The sequence below is a fragment of the Pseudomonas sp. FSL R10-0399 genome, from assembly GCF_009600165.1.
In the GTDB taxonomy this organism is placed as follows: domain Bacteria; phylum Pseudomonadota; class Gammaproteobacteria; order Pseudomonadales; family Pseudomonadaceae; genus Aquipseudomonas; species Aquipseudomonas helleri.
Genome location: NZ_WIWK01000021.1, coordinates 34,084 through 56,246, shown reverse-complemented (window position 1 = coordinate 56,246; position 22,163 = coordinate 34,084). Strand labels below are relative to the sequence as shown.

General features: G+C 59.4%; 16 protein-coding genes. 9 read left to right on the top strand and 7 right to left on the bottom strand.

The genetic code is table 11. The annotated features are described in order from the left end of the window. The first annotated feature begins 63 nt into the window (after positions 1-63). The gene (locus tag GHO41_RS08870) at positions 64-957 is read left to right on the top strand and encodes a LysR family transcriptional regulator (RefSeq protein ID WP_048388443.1); all 894 of its coding nucleotides are present in this window, start codon (positions 64-66) and stop codon (positions 955-957) included. Between the two features lie 57 nt (positions 958-1,014). Next, on the top strand, positions 1,015-4,302 hold the full coding sequence (locus GHO41_RS08865) for an EAL domain-containing protein (RefSeq protein ID WP_153433388.1): 3,288 nt from the start codon (positions 1,015-1,017) through the stop codon (positions 4,300-4,302). Positions 4,303-4,411: 109 nt separating this feature from the next. Here the strand turns inward: GHO41_RS08865 and GHO41_RS08860 are convergent, their stop codons facing one another. Then, on the bottom strand, positions 4,412-5,272 hold the full coding sequence (locus tag GHO41_RS08860) for a pirin family protein (protein WP_153433387.1): 861 nt from the start codon (positions 5,270-5,272) through the stop codon (positions 4,412-4,414). 256 nt (positions 5,273-5,528) lie between these two features. Here GHO41_RS08860 and pvdM point away from each other — a divergent pair, with 256 nt between their 5' ends. From pvdM to GHO41_RS08830, 6 genes are all read left to right on the top strand, one after another. Continuing rightward, a complete protein-coding gene (gene pvdM / locus GHO41_RS08855; RefSeq protein WP_153433386.1) occupies positions 5,529-6,875 on the top strand; it encodes a pyoverdine-tailoring dipeptidase-like protein PvdM in 1,347 nt (448 codons plus the stop codon). Between the two features lie 11 nt (positions 6,876-6,886). Then, positions 6,887-7,747, top strand: a complete 861-nt coding sequence (locus GHO41_RS08850; RefSeq protein ID WP_153433385.1) for a formylglycine-generating enzyme family protein — start codon at positions 6,887-6,889, stop codon at positions 7,745-7,747. A 195-nt stretch (positions 7,748-7,942) separates the two neighbouring features. After that, on the top strand, positions 7,943-9,607 hold the full coding sequence (locus GHO41_RS08845) for a cyclic peptide export ABC transporter (protein ID WP_153334793.1): 1,665 nt from the start codon (positions 7,943-7,945) through the stop codon (positions 9,605-9,607). Positions 9,608-9,740: 133 nt separating this feature from the next. Continuing rightward, on the top strand, positions 9,741-12,215 hold the full coding sequence (locus tag GHO41_RS08840; protein WP_153433384.1) for a TonB-dependent siderophore receptor: 2,475 nt from the start codon (positions 9,741-9,743) through the stop codon (positions 12,213-12,215). Positions 12,216-12,358: 143 nt separating this feature from the next. Continuing rightward, positions 12,359-13,222 (top strand): LysR family transcriptional regulator, encoded by an 864-nt coding sequence (locus GHO41_RS08835; RefSeq protein WP_048388430.1) that lies wholly within the window; start codon positions 12,359-12,361, stop codon positions 13,220-13,222. Positions 13,223-13,330: 108 nt separating this feature from the next. After that, on the top strand, positions 13,331-14,575 hold the full coding sequence (locus tag GHO41_RS08830) for an AGE family epimerase/isomerase (protein ID WP_153433383.1): 1,245 nt from the start codon (positions 13,331-13,333) through the stop codon (positions 14,573-14,575). Between the two features lie 190 nt (positions 14,576-14,765). Here the strand turns inward: GHO41_RS08830 and GHO41_RS08825 are convergent, their stop codons facing one another. The 4 genes from GHO41_RS08825 to GHO41_RS08810 form a co-directional block, all read right to left on the bottom strand. Next, a complete protein-coding gene (locus tag GHO41_RS08825; RefSeq protein WP_048368998.1) occupies positions 14,766-15,374 on the bottom strand; it encodes a DUF4880 domain-containing protein in 609 nt (202 codons plus the stop codon). Positions 15,375-15,581: 207 nt separating this feature from the next. Then, a complete protein-coding gene (locus tag GHO41_RS08820; protein WP_048368997.1) occupies positions 15,582-16,328 on the bottom strand; it encodes an SDR family oxidoreductase in 747 nt (248 codons plus the stop codon). A 65-nt stretch (positions 16,329-16,393) separates the two neighbouring features. After that, positions 16,394-18,490: a bifunctional diguanylate cyclase/phosphodiesterase gene (locus GHO41_RS08815; protein WP_153433382.1), complete on the bottom strand. Its 2,097-nt coding sequence runs from the start codon at positions 18,488-18,490 to the stop codon at positions 16,394-16,396. An 89-nt stretch (positions 18,491-18,579) separates the two neighbouring features. Beyond that, positions 18,580-19,452 (bottom strand): LysR family transcriptional regulator, encoded by an 873-nt coding sequence (locus GHO41_RS08810; protein ID WP_048368995.1) that lies wholly within the window; start codon positions 19,450-19,452, stop codon positions 18,580-18,582. 162 nt (positions 19,453-19,614) lie between these two features. Between GHO41_RS08810 and GHO41_RS08805 the strand changes: the two genes are divergently transcribed. Continuing rightward, entirely contained in the window at positions 19,615-21,141 is a 1,527-nt protein-coding gene (locus GHO41_RS08805) for an MFS transporter (protein WP_153433381.1), read from the top strand. 16 nt (positions 21,142-21,157) lie between these two features. Here GHO41_RS08805 and GHO41_RS08800 read toward each other — a convergent pair whose 3' ends face one another. Then, positions 21,158-21,367: a hypothetical protein gene (locus tag GHO41_RS08800; RefSeq protein WP_323368808.1), complete on the bottom strand. Its 210-nt coding sequence runs from the start codon at positions 21,365-21,367 to the stop codon at positions 21,158-21,160. Next, on the bottom strand, positions 21,364-21,834 hold the full coding sequence (locus GHO41_RS08795; RefSeq protein ID WP_048368992.1) for a hypothetical protein: 471 nt from the start codon (positions 21,832-21,834) through the stop codon (positions 21,364-21,366). The genes GHO41_RS08800 and GHO41_RS08795 overlap by 4 nt, the downstream gene beginning before the upstream one ends. Positions 21,835-22,163: the final 329 nt, after the last annotated feature.

The window sequence follows — 22,163 nt, the reverse complement described above, 5'->3', positions numbered from 1 at the left end:
TTACAGTGAATAACTCAAATTCATATTTTTTATGCTTTGGATAACCAACAGGAATTCACCTAGATGGATCTCGCGAATCTCAACGCTTTCATCGCCATTGCAGAAACCGGAAGCTTCTCTGGCGCCGCCGAACGGTTGTTTTTAACCCAGCCTGCGATCAGCAAACGCATCGCCAGCATTGAGCAGCAACTCAAGCTGCGGCTGTTTGACAGGCTGGGTCGCGAGGTCAGTTTGACCGAGGCGGGCCGGGCCTTACTGCCACGCGCCTACCAGATTCTCAACGTACTGGATGACACCCGGCGAGCGCTAAATAACCTTAATGGTGAGGTCAGCGGCCGCCTGACCCTGGCCACCAGTCACCATATCGGCCTGCACCGTTTGCCGCCGTTGCTGCGTGAGTTCACCCGCACTTATCCCAAGGTTGCGCTGGATATTCAGTTCCTGGATTCAGAAGTTGCATACGAAGAAATTCTCCATGGCCGCGCCGAATTGGCCGTTATCACCCTGGCGCCAGAACCTCATTCGCTGATTCGCGCGGTGCCGGTGTGGGACGACCCGCTGGATTTCGTGGTGGCGCCCGAGCACAGCCTCACTCAGCAAACCAGCGTGAGCATGTCGGACATTGCCCACCACCCGGCGGTGTTCCCGGGCGGCAACACCTTTACTCACCATATCGTGCAGCGCCTGTTTGAAGGCCAGGGCCTCACGCCCAATATCGCCATGAGCACCAACTATCTGGAAACCATCAAGATGATGGTGTCCATCGGTCTGGCATGGAGCGTGTTGCCGCGCACCATGCTCGATGAACAAGTGGCCTCAATCGCCTTGCCGGGCATACAACTGACACGTCAACTAGGCTATATCGTGCACACCGAAAGAACTTTGTCGAACGCCGCACACGCTTTCATGACACTGCTGGATGCCCAAGTCGACACGCTGCACACTGAGCAACCCTGAAAACACCGGTTCAGGCATGGATCGTTTTCAAGATTTTCAGCCCAAGGACTGCAGTCAATGTCAAACCCCACGGATGCGCTGCACCCTGCCCCTGATGCGTCTGATATCGACCTGTCAGCCCTGGACAATCACGCGCTGAGTGCCACGCAACTGCTCACCGCCATGAACGCAGCCCAACTGGGCGCCTGGTGCTGGGAACTCAATAGTGGCGACTTGCATTGGTCGAATGGAGCCCACGTTTTTTTTGGCTTTGATTCAGCCCTTGCGCTGCCCGGTAACCTTCAGCAATTGGCCTCCCTGCCCTTTGACGACTGGCCCAAGGCCCAACAGGCCTTCGACGCGATTATCAACGGCAAGCAATTACTAAAACCCATTCATTACCGGGTGCGCTGGCCTGATGGCAGCCTGCACTGGCTGGAGATTCACGGCAGCCAGGTCCCCGGCGATGACCCGAACCCACGGATCATGGGGGTGATTCGCGACGTCACCCTGCAACGTCAGCGCCAGCAAGCGCTGAACAGTTCAGAGCAACGCTTTTCGACGCTGTTTCAGTTGTCACCGCACATGGTCTTGCTGGTGCGCATCGAGGACGGGCTGATCAGCGAGGCCAACCATAGCTTTGAAAGCCAACTGGGCTGGACCGCCGCCGAAGCCATTGGCCGTACCACGGTTGAGCTGGGCATCTGGCCCGACCCGGCGCAGCGCCTGCAATTCACCAAAGCCATCAGCCAACAGAACGCCCCGATCACCCTCGAAGTGCAATTGGCCGACCGTCATGGCCACTACCATGAAGGCATGCTGAGCGCGCAAAAAGTCGAACTGGAGGGCGAGGCGTACCTGATCAGCACCTTCGTCGACAACCGTCTACGCAAAGAAGCCGAGCAAGCGCTGATTGAAAGCCAGGAACGCCTGGACCTTGCACTCGACTCGGCGCAACTGGGCACTTGGGACTGGCACATCCCCACCGGCCGCCTGTATGGCTCGGCCCGCGCCGCTCAACTGCATGGCCTGCCCGCAGAGCCGTTCAACGAATCATTTGACGCGTTTTTTGAAGGCGTGCCCGAAGAAGAACGCTTCAACATGCGCAATGCCTACCGCTCGCTGCGCGAAGGCCCGGCCGGCAATTACCAACTGACCTACCGGGTGCCGCTGGCTCACGGCGCCTCGCGCTACCTGGAAAGCCGTGCCCGGCTGTACCGCGATGCAGCGGACAAACCGCTGCGCATGGCCGGCACTTTGCTCGACATCACCGACCAGGTAGAGCGCGAACAGCGCTTGAGCGCCTCAGAAGAAAAGTTTGCCAGTGTCTTCCAGACCAGCCCCGACCCCATTTGCGTGATGCTCGCAGACAGCGCGCACTTTATCGAAATCAACACCAGCTTCACCCAGACCTTTGGCTGGACCGTGGCCGACCTGCAAGAAGGTGCAGACACCAGCAGCGCCCTGACCGACGCCAGCGCCCAGCACCTGCGCCAGTTACAGCGCATTATCCGCGCCCCGGCACAGACCAACCCGGCGTTAACCTTGCACCACAAAAATGGCGAACCGCTGACCTGCGTATTGTCCAGCCGCCACATCGAGGTCAATGGCCAGCCGTGCATCGTCACCACCCTGCGCGACATTACCCAGCAACAGCGGGCCGAAGCCGCGCTCAAGGCCAGCGAGGAAAAATTCGCCAAGGCTTTTCACTCAAGCCCTGACGCCATCACCATCAGCGAACTGGTGAGCGGCCGATACCTTGAAGTCAATGACGGCTTCACCCGGCTGACCGGCTACAGCAGCGACGAAGTGATTGGCCGCAGCCCGTATGAGCTGGGGATTTGGGGCGACAGCTCGAAGCGTCAGGCGCTGCTTGATGAACTGCGTGAAAAGGGCCGCATCAGCAACCGCGAGGTGCTTGGCCGGGCCAAAAACGGCAGCCCGCTCACGGTCGAAATTTCAATAGAGCTGATTACCCTGAAAGAGGCGCCCTGCTTGCTGCTGACCGCCCGCGACATCAGCCAATTGAAAAGCGCCCAGGCGCAAGTCCGGCATCTTGCCTACCACGACCCTTTGACCAACCTGCCGAACCGCGCCCTGCTGATGGACCGCCTGAGCCAGCAGACCTCACTGCTCAAGCGCCATGATTTGCGCGGTGCGCTGTTGTTTCTGGACCTTGATCACTTCAAGCACATCAACGACTCATTGGGGCACCCGGTGGGCGATTCGGTGTTGCGCATCATCACCGCGCGCCTGGAAGCCAGCGTGCGCAGCGAAGACACCGTGGCCCGTTTGGGTGGTGATGAATTCGTGGTGCTGCTGACCGGGCTTAAAGGCTCGCAGCAAGAGGTCACTGACGCGGTGTGCCATATCGCCGACACCATTCGACAATTGCTCGCTGAACCGATGTTCCTCGACGGCCAGCGCCTGCAAGTGACCCCCAGCATTGGTATCGCACTGATTCCCGACCACGGCGCCAACCCGGCTGACCTGCTCAAGCGCGCCGATATTGCGCTGTACCGGGCAAAGGATGCCGGGCGCAACACCACGCAACTGTTTCACTTTGAGATGCAGACCGCCGCCAGCCAGCGCATGCGCATGGAAAGCGATTTGCGCCAAGCGCTGGCCCGCAGCGAATTCAGCCTGCACTTTCAACCGCAAGTCGACGCCCGCAGCAACCGCATCGTCGGCGCTGAAGCCTTGCTGCGCTGGACTCACCCTGAGTTGGGGCCGCAGTCACCCAGCGAGTTCATTAAAATCCTCGAAGACAGCGGTCTGATTCTGGAAGCGGGCACCTGGGTGCTCGATGAGGCGTGCCGTGCTTTCAGCGAACTGCTTAAAGAAGGCCTGCTCGACCCGGAGGGTTTCAGCCTGTGCGTCAACATCAGCCCACGGCAATTTTTGCAGAGCGACTTTGTTGAGCGGGTCCAACGCAGCCTGTTGAACCACCACCTGCCCTACTCGATGCTCAAACTGGAAGTCACCGAAGGCATCGTGATTCAAAACCTGGAAGACACCATCGAAAAAATGCACCAACTGATCGCCCTGGGCGCCAGCTTTGCCATGGACGACTTCGGCACCGGTTATTCCTCCCTGACCCATCTCAAGCGCTTGCCGGTCGACACCCTGAAAATTGACCAGTCGTTTGTGCGTGACGCGATCCAGGACCCCAACGATGCCGAGATCATCCGCGCCATCGCTGCCATGGCTCACAGCCTGGGCCTGACCGTGGTGGCAGAAGGTGTTGAGCAACTGGCGCAGTTGACGTATCTGCAAACACTGGACTGCCATTTATACCAGGGCTATCTGCACAGCAGGCCGGTGCCCTTGGCGCAATTTCGCGAGCTGTTACAAAAAACCCCGTAGTCGCTGACGAGGCACGAAGGCTGCGATGCGGGCCGCAGGACCGCCGATTGGGGTCGCTGCGCAACCCATCGCAGCCTTCGTACCTCGTCAGCGGCTACAAGATCCTGAGTTACATCCGGCCGAACTTGCCCGACTGGAAGTCCCTGAACGCTTGGTGAATCTCAGCCTCGCTGTTCATCACAAACGGCCCGTGACCAACGATGGGCTCGTCGATCGGCTCACCGCTGAGAATCAACAACACGGCATCGTGGCTGGCGTGCAGTTTTATCTGCGTGCCTTCACGTTCGAACAGCGCCAATTGGCCTTCGCCCACTGCTTGCGCGCCATTGACCTCGACCGTGCCGTGCAGCACAACCAGCGCCGAGTTGCGGCCCGCAGGCAGGTCAAAGGTTGCCGACTTGCCCGCGTTCAGGCGTATGTCCCACACATCGATGTCAGTGAACGTACGCGCGGGGCCACGTGTGCCGTCGAACTCACCGGCAATCAAACGCAAGGTACCGGCATTGTCCTTGAGCGCCAACTGCGGAATCTCGCGGTCCAGAATCCCTTGGTAACCCGGCTCGGCCATTTTGTCCTTGGCGGGCAGATTCACCCACAGCTGGACCATTTCCAGAGCGCCGCCACTGCGGGCAAACGCCTCGGAGTGGAACTCTTCGTGAAGGATGCCGGACGCTGCCGTCATCCACTGCACATCGCCAGGCCCGATGATCCCGCCGTTGCCGGTGGAGTCACGGTGTTCAACTTCGCCTTTATAGACGATGGTCACTGTCTCGAAGCCGCGATGCGGGTGTTGCCCGACGCCACGACGCTCAGTGGTCGGCGTGAACTCGGCTGGGCCCGCGTAATCCAGCAAAAGGAACGGGCTGATGTGCTTGCCCATCGTGTCGTAGGAAAACAACGTGCGCACCGGGAAGCCATCGCCGACCCAATGACCTCGCGGAGCGGTGTAGAGACCCATAATGTTTTTCATGTTGCACCTCCTGTCATGCATGGCAACACTATAGATTCGCATCACCCATATCACTAGATGGCAATTTTGAATTAGATCGTTCTATCTATGGAACGATAAATATCCTGTAGGAGCGAGCTTGCTCGCGATCTTTTGATCGTTTAAAGATCGCGAGCAAGCTCGCTCCTACACAAAGCACTCTTAAATTATCAAGCTCACCCCTCGTCCCCTCCAGATAGCAAAGGCCGTATAGCGGCGGATTTCTACTGAGATGGCGATGACTAAATCACGCAGCAAAAAAGCCCTGTTTATTGGTATTCCTCTGGCGCTGGCCGTGGCCATCGGCGGCGGTTTTTTGGTCTGGGACACGTTTTACAAAGGCAATGCCGGCTACTCGCTGAGCATCGTCAAACAGGCCGATGAACTGCAAAACCGCCTGCTGTCATTCGACAGCCATATCACCGTGCCGCTGGAGTTCGGCAGCGCAGGCAATGAAGCCGACAAAGACGGCCCCGGCCAGTTCGACCTGGTCAAGGCAGCCAAAGGCCGGTTGTCGGGCGCCGCGCTGACGATCTTCGGCTGGCCAGAAATCTGGAACGGCCCGAACGCACCGCACCGTCCAACCGCTGGCTTTGTCGATGCCGCGCGTAATGATCAAGAGGTGCGCTACACCATCATCAGCGCCATGGTGCGCGACTTTCCCGAGCAAGTGGCGATTGCCTACACCCCGGATGATTTCCGGCGCCTGCACAGCGAAGGCAAGTTTGCGATTTTTATCAGCATGCTCAACGCCTACCCATTGGGAAATGACCTGAACCAGTTGGACAAATGGGCTGCGCGCGGCATGCGCATGTTCGGCTTCAGCTATGTCGGCAACAACGACTGGGCCGACTCTTCACGCCCGCTGCCCTTTTTCAATGACACCCCCGACGCCCTCAACGGCCTGTCAGACACCGGCAAGCAGGCCGTCAAGCGCTTGAACGATCTGGGCGTGATCATCGACGTTTCGCAAATGTCGAGCAAAGCGCTGGAGCAAGTCAGCCAGCTCAGCCGTACCCCCCTGGTGGCGTCACACTCTGCCCCACGGGCGCTGGTCGACATCCCGCGCAACCTCAGCGACAAGGACATGCAACGGATCAAAGACACCGGCGGCGTGGTGCAAATTGTCGGTTTCGGCACTTACTTGCGCCCGCTGAGCCAGGCCAGCCAAGACAAGCTCAATACCCTGCGCAGCCAGTTTGATTTGCCGCCCTTGCACAACCTCGAAATGGCCCTGATGCCCGGTGACGCGATCATTACCGTGTGGCCAGAGCAACGCTTCGGCCAATACGCCAGCGGGCTCTACGACATCGTCGAGCATGAGCCCAAAGCCACCTTGAAAGACTACGGCGATGCCATTGACTACGCGGTGAAAAAAATCGGCATCGACCATGTCGGTATCAGCTCTGACTTCAACGATGGTGGCGGCCTGGAGGGCTGGAAAGACGTAAGCGAGACCCGCAACGTCACCGCCGAGTTGCTCCAGCGCGGCTATTCAGAAGCCGACATCGCCAAGCTTTGGGGCGGTAATTTCCTGCGGGTCTGGGACACCGTGCAAAAAGCCGCCAACCCTATCTCCCAGTGAAGTGTTTAACCATGCCCACGCTAAAACCGCTGTATTGCCTGTTGTTCGCCAGTGCCCTGCCCGCCCTGGCCCACGCCGCCCCGGCTGCCGAACCGGGCACGGTCTTTCAAGACTGCAAAAACTGCCCGCAAATGGTGGTGCTGCCGGCAGGCAGTTTCGTCATGGGCACCCCCGACGATGAAGTCGGCCGCGAGCCCGATGAAGGCCCGATGCACACCGTGACCTTCAGCAAGCCGGTGGCGATCAGTCGCTTTCAGGTCACGGCAGGCGAATTTGACGCCTATATCAAGGAAACCGGGGTCAAGATTGCCGACGGCGACGACCGCCCCGGGCGCAAATGCACGGCGAGCAAACCCAGCTATCCGCAGGGGCCGCGTCAGCCCGCGGTGTGCATGGACTTTGAAGACGTTAAGCATTACGTCAGCTGGTTGTCGAAAAAGACCGGCAAGCCGTACCGCATGGTCAGCGAGGCCACCCGCGAATACGCCGCCAGGGCCGGATCGACCGGGCCTTTCCCGTTCCCGATGGATGAAGGCAAGCCCTACAGCATCGCCAAGCACGCCAATACCTATGGCCCGGCGGATGGCTACAGCTACAGCTCGCCGGTCGGCAGCTACCCGGCCAACGCCTTTGGCGTGTATGACATGCACGGCAACGTGTACGAATGGCTCGCAGACTGCAAACACAACGACTACGTGGGCGCGCCCACCGATGGCAGCGCCTGGGTGACTGAGTGCGCAGGCGAACTGATGCAGATCCGCGGCAATGACTGGGGCGAAGCCCCAGTGTTCTCACGCTCGGGCAATCGTAACGACATCTACCCGCAAACCCGTGGTGACTGGATCGGCTTCAGGGTTGAGCGCGATCTTTAAGGCCCATAACCTTATTGTAGGAGCGGGCTTGCTCGCGATACGGGCGGCTCAGTTTGTCTGTCGTCCCCGGTGATGCTATCGCGAGCAAGCCCGCTCCCACAGGTTCATTCTCAACCTGTTACAGCGGCTAAATCCTCACCCCAATCACTCGTTCACAAGAGACTGCCCTTCCCTTGAGCCAAGGAACTCTTGTTTATGAGCCAGCCTGCCACGCCCCGGACATCACCCGGGGTTCTTCGAGAACTGTTTATTCTGCTCAAGCCTTTTCGTTTGATCGTCAGCCTGTCGATCGTGCTGGGCATGATCGGCGGGTTAAGCGTGACGGTGCTGCTGGCGACCATCAACAGTGCCCTGCACGCCGACAGCGGGCTTACCCAGCAGGTGGTCGCGCTGTTTGCCGGGCTCTGCGTGCTGGCGCTGATCAGCAGTATTTGTTCCGACATCGGCAGCAATTATGTCGGCCAGCACATCATCGCCACCCTGCGCCGAGAACTCGGCGAAAAGGTGCTTTCGGCGCCCATCTCGCACATTGAACGTTACCGCAGCCACCGGCTTATTCCGGTACTGACCCATGACGTCGACACCATCAGCGACTTCGCCTTCGCTTTTGCCCCTCTGGCGATTTCGCTGACCGTAACCTTGGGCTGCATGGGTTATCTGGCCATGCTGTCGTGGCCGATGTTTGTGATGATGCTGGTGGCCATCGCCATCGGCACGGTGATCCAGTACATCGCCCGCGGCTACGGCCTCAACGGGTTTGCCGAAGCCCGTGAAGCCGAAGACGAACTGCAAAAGCATTACAACGCGATTGCCGAAGGCGCCAAGGAACTGCGTATCCACCGCCCCCGTCGGCAACGGATGTTTGTCTCCGGCATTCAGCGCACGGCGCAAAAAATCTGCGACATTCAGGTGCGCTCGATCAACACCTTCGTCATCGCCAAAAGCCTCGGTTCGATGCTGTTTTTCGTAGTTATCGGCCTGGCCCTGGCCATGCAGTCGTTTTGGCCCAGCGGTAACCCCGAGGTCATCAGCGGTTTTGTCCTGGTGTTGCTGTACATGAAAGGCCCGCTGGAACACTTGATCAGCACCCTGCCGATCATCAGTCGTGCGCAAATCGCCTTCCGGCGCATTGCCGACTTGTCCGAACAATTCAACTCCCCCGAGCCGCACCTGCTGCTCAACGCGCAGGACGCCCCCGACAAGACCCTCAACAGCCTGCAGCTGGTGGACGTGAGCTACAGCTTCCCGCCCGTGGACGGCAGCGCCCCGTTCCGCCTTGGCCCGGTGAACCTGACGATCAAGCAAGGCGACATTGTGTTTATCGTCGGCGAAAACGGCTGCGGCAAAACCACCCTGATCAAGTTGCTGCTGGGCCTGTATGCACCGCAACAGGGTGAGATCCGCCTTAATGGCCAGCCCGTGTCAGCCGAAACCCGCGATGACTATCGGCAGTTGTTCACCACCATTTTTGCCGACTACTACCTGTTCGATGACGTGGTGCAAGGTGACATGCACATCCCCCAGGACGCCGAGCAGTACCTCAAACGCCTGGAAATTGCGCACAAGGTCAGCATCACCGACGGCCGGTTCAGCACCACCGACCTCTCGACCGGGCAACGCAAGCGCCTGGCCCTGGTCAACGCCTGGCTGGAAGAGCGCCCGGTGCTGGTGTTTGACGAATGGGCGGCCGACCAGGACCCGACCTTCAGGCGGATTTTCTACACCGAACTGCTGCCGGACCTTAAGCGCCTGGGCAAAACCATCATCGTGATCTCCCACGACGACCGTTATTTCGACGTTGCCGATCAATTGGTGCGCATGGACAGCGGCAAGGTCAGCACGGCGCTGGACGTGGCGTAATTCGCCGTTCCAATAGTTTTGGGGAGTCGACTTATTTTTTTTCAGGAACTTTTATCCGGTTTTTCAATCGTGCTGCGTCTAATAATTATTCCCATTAACAAGAAAGAATTTTTCTACGGAGCCTAGGCACGACATGCAACGACCAACCTTGAGCCGGACACCTCTCTCGATCGCTACCCAGCGTCAGACTGTGCGCCGCACCCTGTTGTCCAGCGCCTTTGTGGCATCAGTTTTACTGGGTTCTTCACTGGTTCAGGCCGCTCCGGTCGCAGTGAACATTCCGGCACAATCGCTGGCCAGCGCACTGAACGAGTTTGGCAAGCAGGCCAATCTGCAAGTGCTGTACAGCCCGGATCAGGTGCAAGGGATCAAATCGCATTCGGTGTCGGGTTCGCTTGAGCCCATCCAGGCACTGGAAACCCTGCTGCAAGGCAGCGGGATTTCCTATCAGCTCAATGGCAATACAGTGATTATCAATTCCCATCAGGGCAAAGGCCTGGAGTTGGGCGCCACGACCATTACCGGCAAGGGCCTGGGCAACACGCTGATCACTGAAGACTCCGGTTCTTACACCACGGGCGCCACGGCCAGTTCGACCAAGTTGCCGTTGTCGATCCGCGAAACCCCGCAGACCGTGACCGTAATCACTCGCCAGTTGATGAACGACCAGGCCGCACAAAGCATCGGTGATGTGCTGCGCAATGCGCCGGGGATCTCGACCCAGGCCTACGACAGTGACCGCATGGAGTACTCGGCGCGTGGCTACGCCATCACCAACTTCCAGTACGACGGCGTCAACAGCCAGTACGACGGCGTGTTCGATGAAGGCGCGACCAAGGTCGACATGGCCCTGTACGACCGCGTCGATATCATCAAGGGGGCAACGGGCCTGCTGTCCGGCTCGGGCGAGCCTTCGGCCACGGTCAACCTGATCCGCAAGAAACCGACCCGCGAATTCAAGGCATCGGTCAGCGGCAGCGTCGGCTCATGGGATGACTACCGCACCGAAGGCGATATTTCCGGGCCTTTGAATGAAGACGGTAGCGTGCGCGGCCGCGTGGTAGCGGTGTATCAGGACGCAGACTCGTATCGCGACCATTACTCCAAAAAGAATGACGTGTTCTACGGCATCATCGAAGCCGATCTAACCCCCGACACGCTGTTCACCTTCGGCATGGACTATCAAAAAATCAAGCCGCGCGGCTCGTCCTGGACCGGTAACCCTTACTACTTCTCGGACTACAGCAAGACCGACTTCAGTCGCTCGTTCAACCCGGCCACGGACTGGAGCCGTCGTGATGTCGTCGCGCAAACTACCTTCGCCTCCCTTGAGCACACCTTTGCCAACGACTGGAAGGTCAAAGGCACGCTGAACCAGCAAACCAACGACCACGACACCCAACTGGGCTCGGCCAGTGGCGGCAATCCGGACCCGGTGACTGGCGAGGGCATGTTCTTTTACTGGGGCAAGTGGGAAGGCCATCGCGTACAAACCACCGCCGACATCAATGCGACTGGCCCTTTCACCCTGTTCGGCCGCGAACATGAACTGGTTGTCGGCGCCACATCACAATCGTCACGCCAAACCGGCGCGACCTTCGATGGCAGCGCGTTCGGTGAGGTTCCGGGCAGTATCTTTGACTGGAAGGGCCATTACCCGAAACCGGACTTCCCGAAAAACGGCAAGTACGAGAAAAACATCAACCAGAACAGCGCCTATATCGCTGCCCGCTTCAAGCCTGCAGACGACTTGTCGGTCATTTTGGGTAGCCGCCTGAGCGACTTCCAATACAACGACACCTACAAGTATTACGTGCAGTCGTCTGCCTTCAGCGACAACAAAACCACCTCCAAGCAGCACGGCAAAGTCACGCCTTACGCGGGCGTGGTGTATGACCTGAACGACACCTACTCAACCTATGCCAGCTACACCTCGATCTACAAACCGGTGACCGAGCGCAGCCAGTCCAACACCAACCTGCCGCCTACCGAAGGCAACAGCTACGAAATCGGCTTGAAGGGTGAATACTTTGGCGGCCGCCTGAACGCGACCGTGGCGGTGTTCCGCACCGAGCAGAAAAAACTGCCGATCTACGCCGGCACAGACGCGGATACCGGTCGCGACTTCTACGAGTCGGTTGATGGAGCAAAAACCAAAGGCATCGAGTTTGAACTGGCCGGTGAGTTGATGCCGGACTGGAACATCATGGCGGGCTACACCTACGCCCAGACCAAAACCGATGACGGCAAGCGCCTGTATGGCTTCCCGCTGGAAACCACCAAGCCTGAAAACGTGGCACGGGTGTTCACCACCTATCGCCTGCCAGGCGCGTTGAACAAAGTCACCGTGGGCGGTGGCGTGAACTGGCAGAGCCCGTTCTACGGGCGGATCTGGAACGACCCGAAAGGCGACTACGACATCATCGAGCAGAACAGCTACGCGCTGGTTAACCTGATGACCCGCTACGATTACAACGAGCACCTGTCGTTCAACCTCAACGCCAACAACGTGTTCGACAAAAAGTACCTGTCGGGCCTGGGTAACTTCAGCACCGTTTACTACGGCGAGCCACGCAGCCTGTCGCTGACGACTAAATACACCTTCTAACCCCGCAAAAATCTGTAGGAGCGAGCTGGCTCGCGATCTTTTGATCTTTATAAAAGATCGCGAGGCAAGCTCACTCCTACAGTGTCCATGTGTTTTTCGTACATTGCCCTTACACTGAGCACCCCTTGCTCACAGGCACGATCATGGACCTCGACCTGGCCCGTACCTTCCTCGAAATCGTCCGCTGCGGCAGCCTCGCGGCAGCAGCCGAAAAACTTCACATCACCCAGACCGCTGTGACCGCCCGCGTGCAAAAGCTTGAAAGCCTGCTCGGCACCGGGTTATTTGTGCGTAACCGCGCCGGAGCCAAGCTGACCCCGGACGGCGAAGCCTTTGTGGTCTATGCCAATCAACTGATGCAAACCTGGGAGGCCGCCCGCCGTGATGTGCCGCGCCCCGAAGGCTTGCACAAAATGCTGCACATCGGCGGTGAAGTCAGCCTGTGCAACCCGCTGATTCTGAGCTGGGCGAAAACCTTGCGAGAACACCTCACCCAGCACGCCTTGCGGATTCAGATTCGCGACGGTGAGTTTCTGTTGCGCCAGATCGAAATGGGCCTGCTGGATGCCGCGCTGGTGTATCAGCCTGAGTATTGGCCGGGGATGCAAGTTGAGCAGTTGCTTGAAGAGAAACTGATTCAGATTCGCCGCCCTGCCCTGCCCGAGCCTTATGTATACGTGGACTGGGGTGAAGACTTCCGCCGTCAGCATGACGCCGCCCTGCCTGACAAAGCCCGGGCGCCGATCAGTTTTAATCTGGGCCCGGTGGCCTTGCATTTCATTCTGGAAAACGGCGGCAGCGGCTACTTTCGCACCCGGGTGGTCAAAAGTTACCTGGACAGCGGCGCTCTGGAGCGCGTGCCCAAAGCCCCTGAGTTCAGCTACCCGACCTATTTGGTGTACTCACGCGAACGCGACAGCCCGGCGTTGCAACACGCCATCGAACTGCTGCGCGAGCTGGTCAAGGAGGACGGCGACTGGTCGCAGCGCTGGGGCCCGGAGATTTAACCAACAGCTGTGCGACAACCGGGCGTCTTGTGAAGATGAAAGCTTTCAGCTTTTTAGCCAATCTCTTAATCTGCGAGCGCTGAATAACAAGAACCCCACAGGTGGCACATGACCAATCTCACGCGTACCAACGAAAGCTGGCTGACTTCTGCCTCCCATCAACAGTGGCTGCACAACCAGGGGCAAGCGCTGGTGGATTTCGCCAAGGCTGCGCGCGTGCCGCTGGGGTTTGCCAGCCTCGACCGCTTCGGCCAGCGCCCGAACGATGCCCAGGTGGATACCGTAACCACCGCGCGGATGGTCCACAGCTTTTCCCTGGCGCATATTCAGGGCCTGCCGGGCTGCGGGCCGTTGATTGATCATGGCCTTTCGGCCCTGGCCGGCGCGCTGCAAGACGCCAATCACGGCGGCTGGTTTGCGACCCCCAATGGCGAGGATGGCAACCGCCGCAAGTACGCCTACCTGCATGCATTTGTCGCCCTGGCCGCCAGCTCTGCGGTGGTGGCCGGACGCCTGGGCGCTGCTGAATTGCTCGCAGAAGCCGTGGGTGTTCTTGAGCGTCATTTCTGGTGTGAAAAGCAAGGCGCCTTGCAGGAAAGCTTTGCCGAAGACTGGAGTGACTGCGAGCTGTACCGTGGGGCCAACAGCAACATGCATGGCACCGAAACCTTTCTGGCACTGGCCGATGTCCTCGACGAAGACCTCTGGCTCGACCGCGCCTTGAGCATCGCCGATCGGGTGATTCATCAACACGCCGCGCAGTCCGGCTACTTGCCCATTGAGCATTTCGATGCGCAGTGGCAAGCGCTGCCCGACTACAACATCGATAACCCGGCCGACCCTTTCCGCCCTTTTGGCAAGACACCGGGCCATGCGTTTGAATGGGCGCGCCTGTTGCTGCACCTTGAAGCCGCACGCAAGCAGCGTGGCCTGGAAAACCCTGAATGGTTGCTGGACGATGCCCGCCATTTGTTCGCCAGCGCTTGCCGCTATGGCTGGCAGGTGGACGGTGGACCGGGGATTGTTTACACGCTGGACTGGAACCATCAACCGCAGGTGCGTGAGCGCCTGCACTGGACCCTCGCCGAAGCCGCAGCGGCGGCCACGGCCCTGATCCAACGCACCGGCGAGCCTGAGTATGACGTGTGGTATCAGCGTTTCTGGGACTACATCGACCTGCACCTGATCGACCGTGAGAACGGCAGTTGGCACCACGAACTGGGCCCGGACAACCTGCCATCGGCCACCATCTGGCCCGGCAAGGGCGATTTGTACCACGCTTACCAGGCCACGTTGTTGCCACGCTTGCCACTGGCGATCAGCCTGGCCAGCGCCCTCAAGCTACGCCGATAAAAAAACCCGTCCGTAGCAGTTGTCGAGCCTGCGAGGCTACGTCCGATTGCGCAGCGATCGTAAACGCTAAGTGCAAGGTCGAACTGGCAGACTGGGGCGCTTGCTGTGACGACTGCTTCGCAGCCGGACGTAGCCTCGCAAGGCTCGGCAACTGCTACGAGCAGGACGTTCTCCTAAAGCCATTTAAAAATTAACGAACCACGTCAATCACCGTCAACCACGGCCCATAGCGCGTGACTTTGAGCGGCAGGGTTTGCGCCAGTGCACTCAAGGTATGCGCGGTGTTGTCCAGCGCGAATACCCCAAAGACCCGCAACCGCGCGGCTTCTGGGCTGATGCGCAACACGCCGGCCTGGTAGGGACGCAAGGCATCGATCAAGTCCGACAGCGGCTCATCGTACAGCTCGATGGTTTTGCGTTCACCAGTGCCGGTGTATTGATCGGCCGTCAAGCCTGCCAACGGCACTACGCGGTCTACCAACACGGCGGCGCCCAGACCGAGCAATAACAGCAGCACAGCGCCTTGCAGGGCTTTTTTACGCACTGGCGAAGGCTTATCCAGCAAGGCCTTGAGTGCCGCCTGCATTTGACCCGGGCTACGCCGATCAACTGATTGCAAGTCAGCCATGGAATTTTTCACCAGCCCGGCGACCCGTTGCCAGGCGGCCTTGTGCTCGGGGTTTTCAGCCAGCCAGGCTTTGAACACTTGGCGCTCGGAAGAACAGGCGCGGCCAGACTCAAGGTGCAGAACCCAGTCAATGGCATCACGGGTAATGGGGTCGAGCTTGTTTTTGCTCATGGGCATTGCGCCGTATGTGACAAGCAATGAACAAAGGCACGGCCTGGAAGAGGTGCAGACACGACAGATCACCAGACTCAAATAGCAATAAGTCGCATTATCAGCAGATTGAGCGTAATTGCAATGCGCTTGTTCAGAACATGCCGTGCGCCCCGCGGTCTTTTTATCGTTTAAAAGATCGCGGGGCAGGCTCGCTGCTACAGTCGTTTAACGCCCGCCGCCCAGGTCCAGGAAGGTGCCGGTGGTGTAGGAGGCTTTGTCCGAGAGCAGCCAGATGATGGCTTCGGCGACTTCTTCCGGGCGCCCGCCTCGGCCCATGGGGATGAGGGGTTCGAGTTTGCTCACCCGCCCCGGGTCGCCACTGAGCGCGTGGAAGTCGGTGAAGATGTAACCCGGCCGCACGGCGTTGACCCGGATCCCCTCGCCGGCCAGTTCTTTGGACAAGCCCAAGGTGAAGGTATCGAGGGCGCCCTTGGAGGCGGCGTAGTCGACGTATTCGCTGGGCGAGCCCAGTCGCGCGGCCACCGATGACACGTTGACGATATTGCCGCCCTGGCCGCCGTAACGCGGTGACATGCGCAGCACCGCGTGTTTGGCGCACAAAATCGGGCCCAGCACGTTGGTTTTAAGGGTATGCATGATGCGCACTTGCGACATTTCGTCGACCCGGGACTTTTGCCCCACGGTCCCGGCATTGTTGACCAGCGCCGTGACCGGGCCCAACTCCAGGTCAACCCGCGAGAACAGGCTGATAACTTCGTCTTCGTCGCTGACGTCAGCCCGAACCGCAATGGCTTGTGCCCCCAGCGCACGCACCTCGTCCAGCACTTGATGCGCCGCCGTGTCGTCAGACTGGTAGTTGATGCAAATCCGGTAACCCTGTTTCGCCGCCAGCACAGCAGTGGCTGCGCCAATGCCGCGACTACCACCGGTGATCACGATGACTCTATCCATAAATACGCGCTCCCCATTCAACCAGTGGACATGAGCACAAGAGTAACCGCGATGCACCGGTTTTGTCAGGCCGAAGCCGGGTTGCCAGCGACGGGCTGTTCAGCGCGGTGAATATCCACCATAAATTGCTCGGCTGGCAGGGGCTGACCCAGCAAAAAACCTTGCAGGGAATCACAGCCCAAGGTGGTCAGGAAGCTTTGCTGGGTGTCGGTCTCAACACCTTCAGCAACGATCCGCAAGCCCAGCGCCTGACCCAACGCCACAATGGCCGAGACAATCGCCGCATCATCGCTGTCATGTTCCAGGTCGCGCACGAAACCACGGTCGATTTTCAGCTCGTTGGCAGGCAAGCGCTTGAGATACATCAAGCTGGAATAGCCCGTACCAAAATCATCAATGGACAGGTCGACGCCCATGTGCGAGAGCTTTTGCAGCACCGTCATGCTCGCATCAGCGTCACTCATGGCGGTGGTTTCGGTGATTTCCAAAGTCAGGCTGTTGGCTGGCAATTGGTTGCGATCCAGCGCCGAGACCACGCTGTCGACCAGCCCGGAGTAGCAAAACTGCAAGGCCGACAAATTGACCGCGATGCGCCAGTGGCTGTAGCCCTGGTCAAACCAGATGCGCATTTGCCGGCATGCCTCGTTGAGCACCCACTCGCCAATCGGGATGATCAAGCCGGTTTTTTCGGCCAGCTCGATAAAGTCGTCCGGTTGCAGCAAACCCTGTTGCGGATGCTCCCAGCGCAGCAAAGCTTCAGCCCCGACCGGCTTGCCGTTGCTGGCATCAAACTTGGGCTGGTAGTGCAGACGGAACTGGTTATGTTCCAGCGCCTGGCGCAGGTCCTGCAACAGTTGCAGTTGTTTGCGCGCGTTGGTGTTCATCGACACGTCAAAGAAGCTGTAGCCGTTTTTACCGCCACCTTTGGCGTGGTACATCGCGGCGTCAGCGTTCATCAGCAGTTCTTCGGCGCTCTGGCCATTGCCGGGGTACAGCGCAATACCGATGCTCGCTGAGATCTGCAAGTCATGCTCATCCACCCGAAAGCTCTTGGCCAACAGGCTGACTTGGCGAGTGGCCACTTGCGGTGCGTCGTCGGGCCCGGTCAAACGCACCAGCAACACAAATTCATCGCCGCCAATGCGCGCCAGGGTGTCCTGGCTGCGCAACTGCTCGCGCAAGCGCAAGGCCACTTCACGTAGCAAGCGGTCGCCCACGTGATGGCCAAAAGCATCGTTGACCGGCTTGAAGCCGTCCAGGTCGATAAACATCAGTGAGAAGCAGCCGCCCTGCTCCGCGACCTTGGCCATGGCCTGGCTGATCCGGTCAGCCAGCAGGATGCGGTTCGGCAGCCCGGTCAGGGTGTCATGCAGGGCCAGTTGGGTGAGTTCTTCGTTGGCCAGGGTCAGTGAGTCCGCCAGCGCCGCCGTGCGCGCGTCCAGGCGGGCATCGAAGATCGAGGTCAGCAGCGCTATCACCAGCACCGCGAGGCTGGACACCAGCACCAGGTTGTCCAGACCTTTGCCGCTCAGCCCATCCACCAGCGCGCCGCAAAAACTGCCCACCGGGAAATTCGCCGCGGCCATGCCGGTGTAGTGCATGCCGACAATCGCCAGGCCCATGATCACCGACGCACCGCCGCGAATCAGGCGCACATAAGGGGTTTGCTTGCGCAAGCGAAACGCGATGGACAGCGCAGCCGCCGAGGCGCCGACCGCAATCACCAGCGACAGGCCAAACAGCGTCGGGTCGTAGTCAATGCCCGGCTGCATCTTCAAAGCCGCCATGCCGCTGTAGTGCATGGCGCTGATCCCGGCGCCCATGATCAAGGCACCCATCAGTAATTGCAGTGCTGGCAGGCTGGGCTGGCTGACCAGCCACAAGGCAAACCCGCAAGACAAAATCGCCACCAACAATGACCACAGGGTGAGGCCAAGGTCGTAGCCCAGCTCCAGCGGCAACTCCAGGGCGAGCATGCCAATAAAGTGCATCGACCAGACCCCGAAACCCATGGCCAGCGCCCCGCCCCCCATCCACAAATAGGCCGTTCGCCCACGCGCGGTAGCGATTCGCCCTGTCAGGTCAAGTGCGGTATACGAGGCCAGAATGGCCACGCATAGGGAAATAAACACCAGGGCGGGAGAGTACGTTGCAGCAACCATGAGCTTTCTCTTGAACGATCCGGACCAGCATCCATGTCCAGTGAAAAATGCGCGATTGTACTGTTTCCTGAAACGAACGCACGCAAATGCTAACCCGCTTCATGCTTGACCTTGTCTATATAACGCACGACTGCCGCGGACTTTTCAAATCGGCGATAGATCAACGACAACCAGGAGGTTGCGTCACACCCTTCGATAGTCCGGTACAGCACATTCGGCAGGCTGATATGCCCCACCACCGAGGCCGGCACCACCGCCACGCCCCGGTTCAAAGACACCAAAGCGATGACAGCCACCAGCCCGCCGGGCTGCGCACCCAGTTTAGGGGCATAGCCTCCTTGGGCCGCCACGTGCAATGTGCCGCTGATCTGCTCGGGCAAGATGAAGGTCTCGTGCTGCAAATGCTCGGCGCTGATGTGCTTGAGGCGAGTGAGCCACGCGTCGGCGGCTATCGCCAAGACAAACCCTTCGCTGTTCAGACGAATGGCTTCCAGTTCCGGGGGCAGCGCCATCGGTGAGCGCACATAGCCCAGGTCAAAACGCCCTTCGGCCACCATCGTCGGCAAACTGGCCATCGGCGCTTCGCGCACGCTCAAGCTGACTTCTGAGGACTCATCGGCGTAAGCCTTGACCTGGCGCTGCAAGATGCCTGAATACACCGCCGAGGCCACATAGCCCAGTTCGATATGCCCGGTCTCGCCGCGTCCGGCCCGTTGCGCATGCCGCTGTGCAAGCTCGAACTGGCGCACAGTGGCATCGGCTTCAGGCAACAGCGCCTGCCCCGCCTCGGTCAGGCTGACCTGACGCTGCTCGCGCACAAACAAGCGCACCCCCAGGGCGTTTTCAAGGTCCTGGATTTGTCGGCTCAGGGTCGGCGGTGCAATGCCCAGCACTTCAGCGGCGCGGGTGAAATTGCAGTGCTGTGCAACGGCCAGAAAGTAGCGAAAGTGGCGTATTTCCATAGCAGCATTAGCTCAAAGGTAATGAAGTTCGAGCAGCCAGCTAACGCAACTCAGCCAGCGCAGCGATACCCTGTTGACACCGCCATACGAGAGAGACTCGCATATGTCCGTCAACTTGATTACTCACAAAGTAACGCCCTTGGTTGGCACAGGGCAACGTCCATGAAAACAGTGAGCCCACGCCTGACCCTGCTGACTGCCAGCGGGGTATGTTCATTGATCGTGCTCGACACCAATATCGTCGCGGTCACCCTGCCCACCATCGCCCGTGATCTGGGCGCCAACTTTGTCGACATCGAATGGGTGGTCAGCGCGTATATGCTGGCGTTTGCCGCCTTGCTGCTGCCGGCCGGGAGCATTGCCGACCGCATTGGCCGCAAAACCACCCTGATCTGGGGCCTGTGTATTTTCATCCTCGCGTCACTGGCTTGCGGGGCAGCACCCAATAGCCTGCTGCTGGAAATCGCCCGCGCGGTCAAAGGCGTTGGCGCGGCGTTGCTGCTGACCTCGGCGCTGGCCTCCATCGGGCATGCCTTCCATGATGAAGTTGAACGGGCCAAGGCCTGGGCGTTTTGGGGCGCGTGCATGGGGGTGGCCATGACCGCAGCGCCAACCTTGGGCGGGCTGATCACCGAGTACCTGGGCTGGCGCTGGATTTTCTACCTCAACTTGCCGGTCGGCCTGGTGCTGATGGCGCTGGTGCGCCACGCTATCAGTGAATCACGTGACCCGCAGTCCGCACGCCTCGACCCTTGGGGCAGCCTGGCCTTCAGCGCCAGCTTGCTGTGCCTGATCTGGGGCCTGATCGAAGCCAACCGGATTGGCTGGGATAACCCGCTGACCTATGCCCGCCTGTGCGGCGGCGCCTTGCTGCTGGCGCTGTTTGTGTGGATCGAGTCGGTGCAGCAACGGCCGATGATCGACCTGCAACTGTTCCGTCACCCGCGGTTTATCGGCGCATTGCTGGGCATGTTTGCCTATGCCGGGTGTGCTCAGGTGATGATGACCTTGCTGCCGTTCTACCTGCAAAACGGTCTGGGCCTCACGGCCATTCTCTCGGGGTTGGGCATGCTGCCGTTTGCCCTGACCATGTTGATCTGCCCACGAATTGGCGCGCGCATGGCGTCACGCTACACCCCGGCGAGCATGATGGCCCTGGGGCTGACCTTGGTGGGCTGTGGCAACTTGCTCAGCGCCTGGGCCGTGGGTTATGGCGGCTACCTGAGTTTCGCCCTGGCCACCGCCGTGACTGGCGCGGGTGCCGGGCTGCTGAACGGCGACACGCAAAAAAATATCATGGCTTGCGTCCCGCGAGACCGGGTGGGCATGGCGTCCGGCATGAGCACCACCATGCGCTTTAGCGCCATCGTCTTGGCGATCGGCGTGTACGGCGCCTTGCTGGGCGGGCACACCGAGCAAAACTTGCAAGCCAGCCTCGCACAGGTGGCCAGCCCCTGGCTGGAGCAAAGCCACTTTATTGCTTCACGGGTGGTCGCGGGCGACATGTCAGGGGCGCTCAGCCAGTTGCCGCTGGCGGCACAAGCGCAGATTCAACCACTGGCGACCCAGGCGTTTGTAGCGGGCTTCAGTACCCTGCTGTGGGTGGCCGGGTTGCTCGCGCTGTTAGGCGCACTGCTGGTGGGCACGCTGATGCGTAAACCGATACCACGGTTTGTCGTTGCCACCTGAAAAGGCTTCGCCCCGCTCACGGTGATGCTGGCGTACCTTCCTGCAAGCGCTGCAGTTCGCGGCGAACCATGCTGGCGTATTCGGCGGGGCTCAAACTGTACAGTTGCCCCGCCACCCAGCCAAGCCAGGCGCCTTTGAGGTCCGTGCGCCGGGCAAATAACTCGGCAGCCTTGGCTTGGGCCTGCTCAAGGTGCTGCTGATGAAACTGGCTGCGCGTCAGCGTCACTCTTTGCTGGCCTTGAAGGTCAGCTCACCCTTACGCCATTTGGCCGCCTTGGTGGTAACCGCCTTCAAGGTTTTGCTCAGGCCAGCTTCGAGTTGCTCGGTGGCCGCAAACACCAGCATTACGGTTTGGCCCTCCTTGAAAACAATACCTTCACCTAAGGGCGACTTGACGTAGGCATAGTCACCAATGCCATACACCGTCATTTTGATTTCACGAAACTTGATGTCCAGCTTGCCGCCTTCACGGCTCGGCATGACGGCGGCACTGAAATGATCGCCAACCTTGAGTTTCAGGCCGGGTTTGTCGTCTACCACCAACGCTGTTTCGGTATCGATTTCAGCGATGTAAATACCTTCTGCCGTTTGTTCGGTGACGTATACAAAGCGCGACTGGAACAATTTGACCAACCGGGCCCGCAAGTCACCCAACACAAATAAAGCGTGCATCTCCAAATTGCTGACTGCCAACGAAAAGCCCTCAATAACAAAAAATGAATCTGCCTGCTAAAAGGCAGGCAGCAAAAAGGCCTCACCCGCCCACTTAAAAACCGAGTACGGGAAATTCAACTGACGGCTGGGGTCAGGGATGGCCTGTGACGTAAAAGTAATGGATTCCCGCCTGGGTTGCCCTGACAAAAAGGCGCCAGAACTTGAAGGAAATTAACCAGGGCATGTGCTCGCGCACAGCGGTTTGTACTCAGTTGGGCGGCTATTCTACCGACTCAGGTACAGGAATGGGTATACACATCCTGTTCCCAATTTTTCCAACGGCTTATTTTCTGCCTGATTGGCCCCAT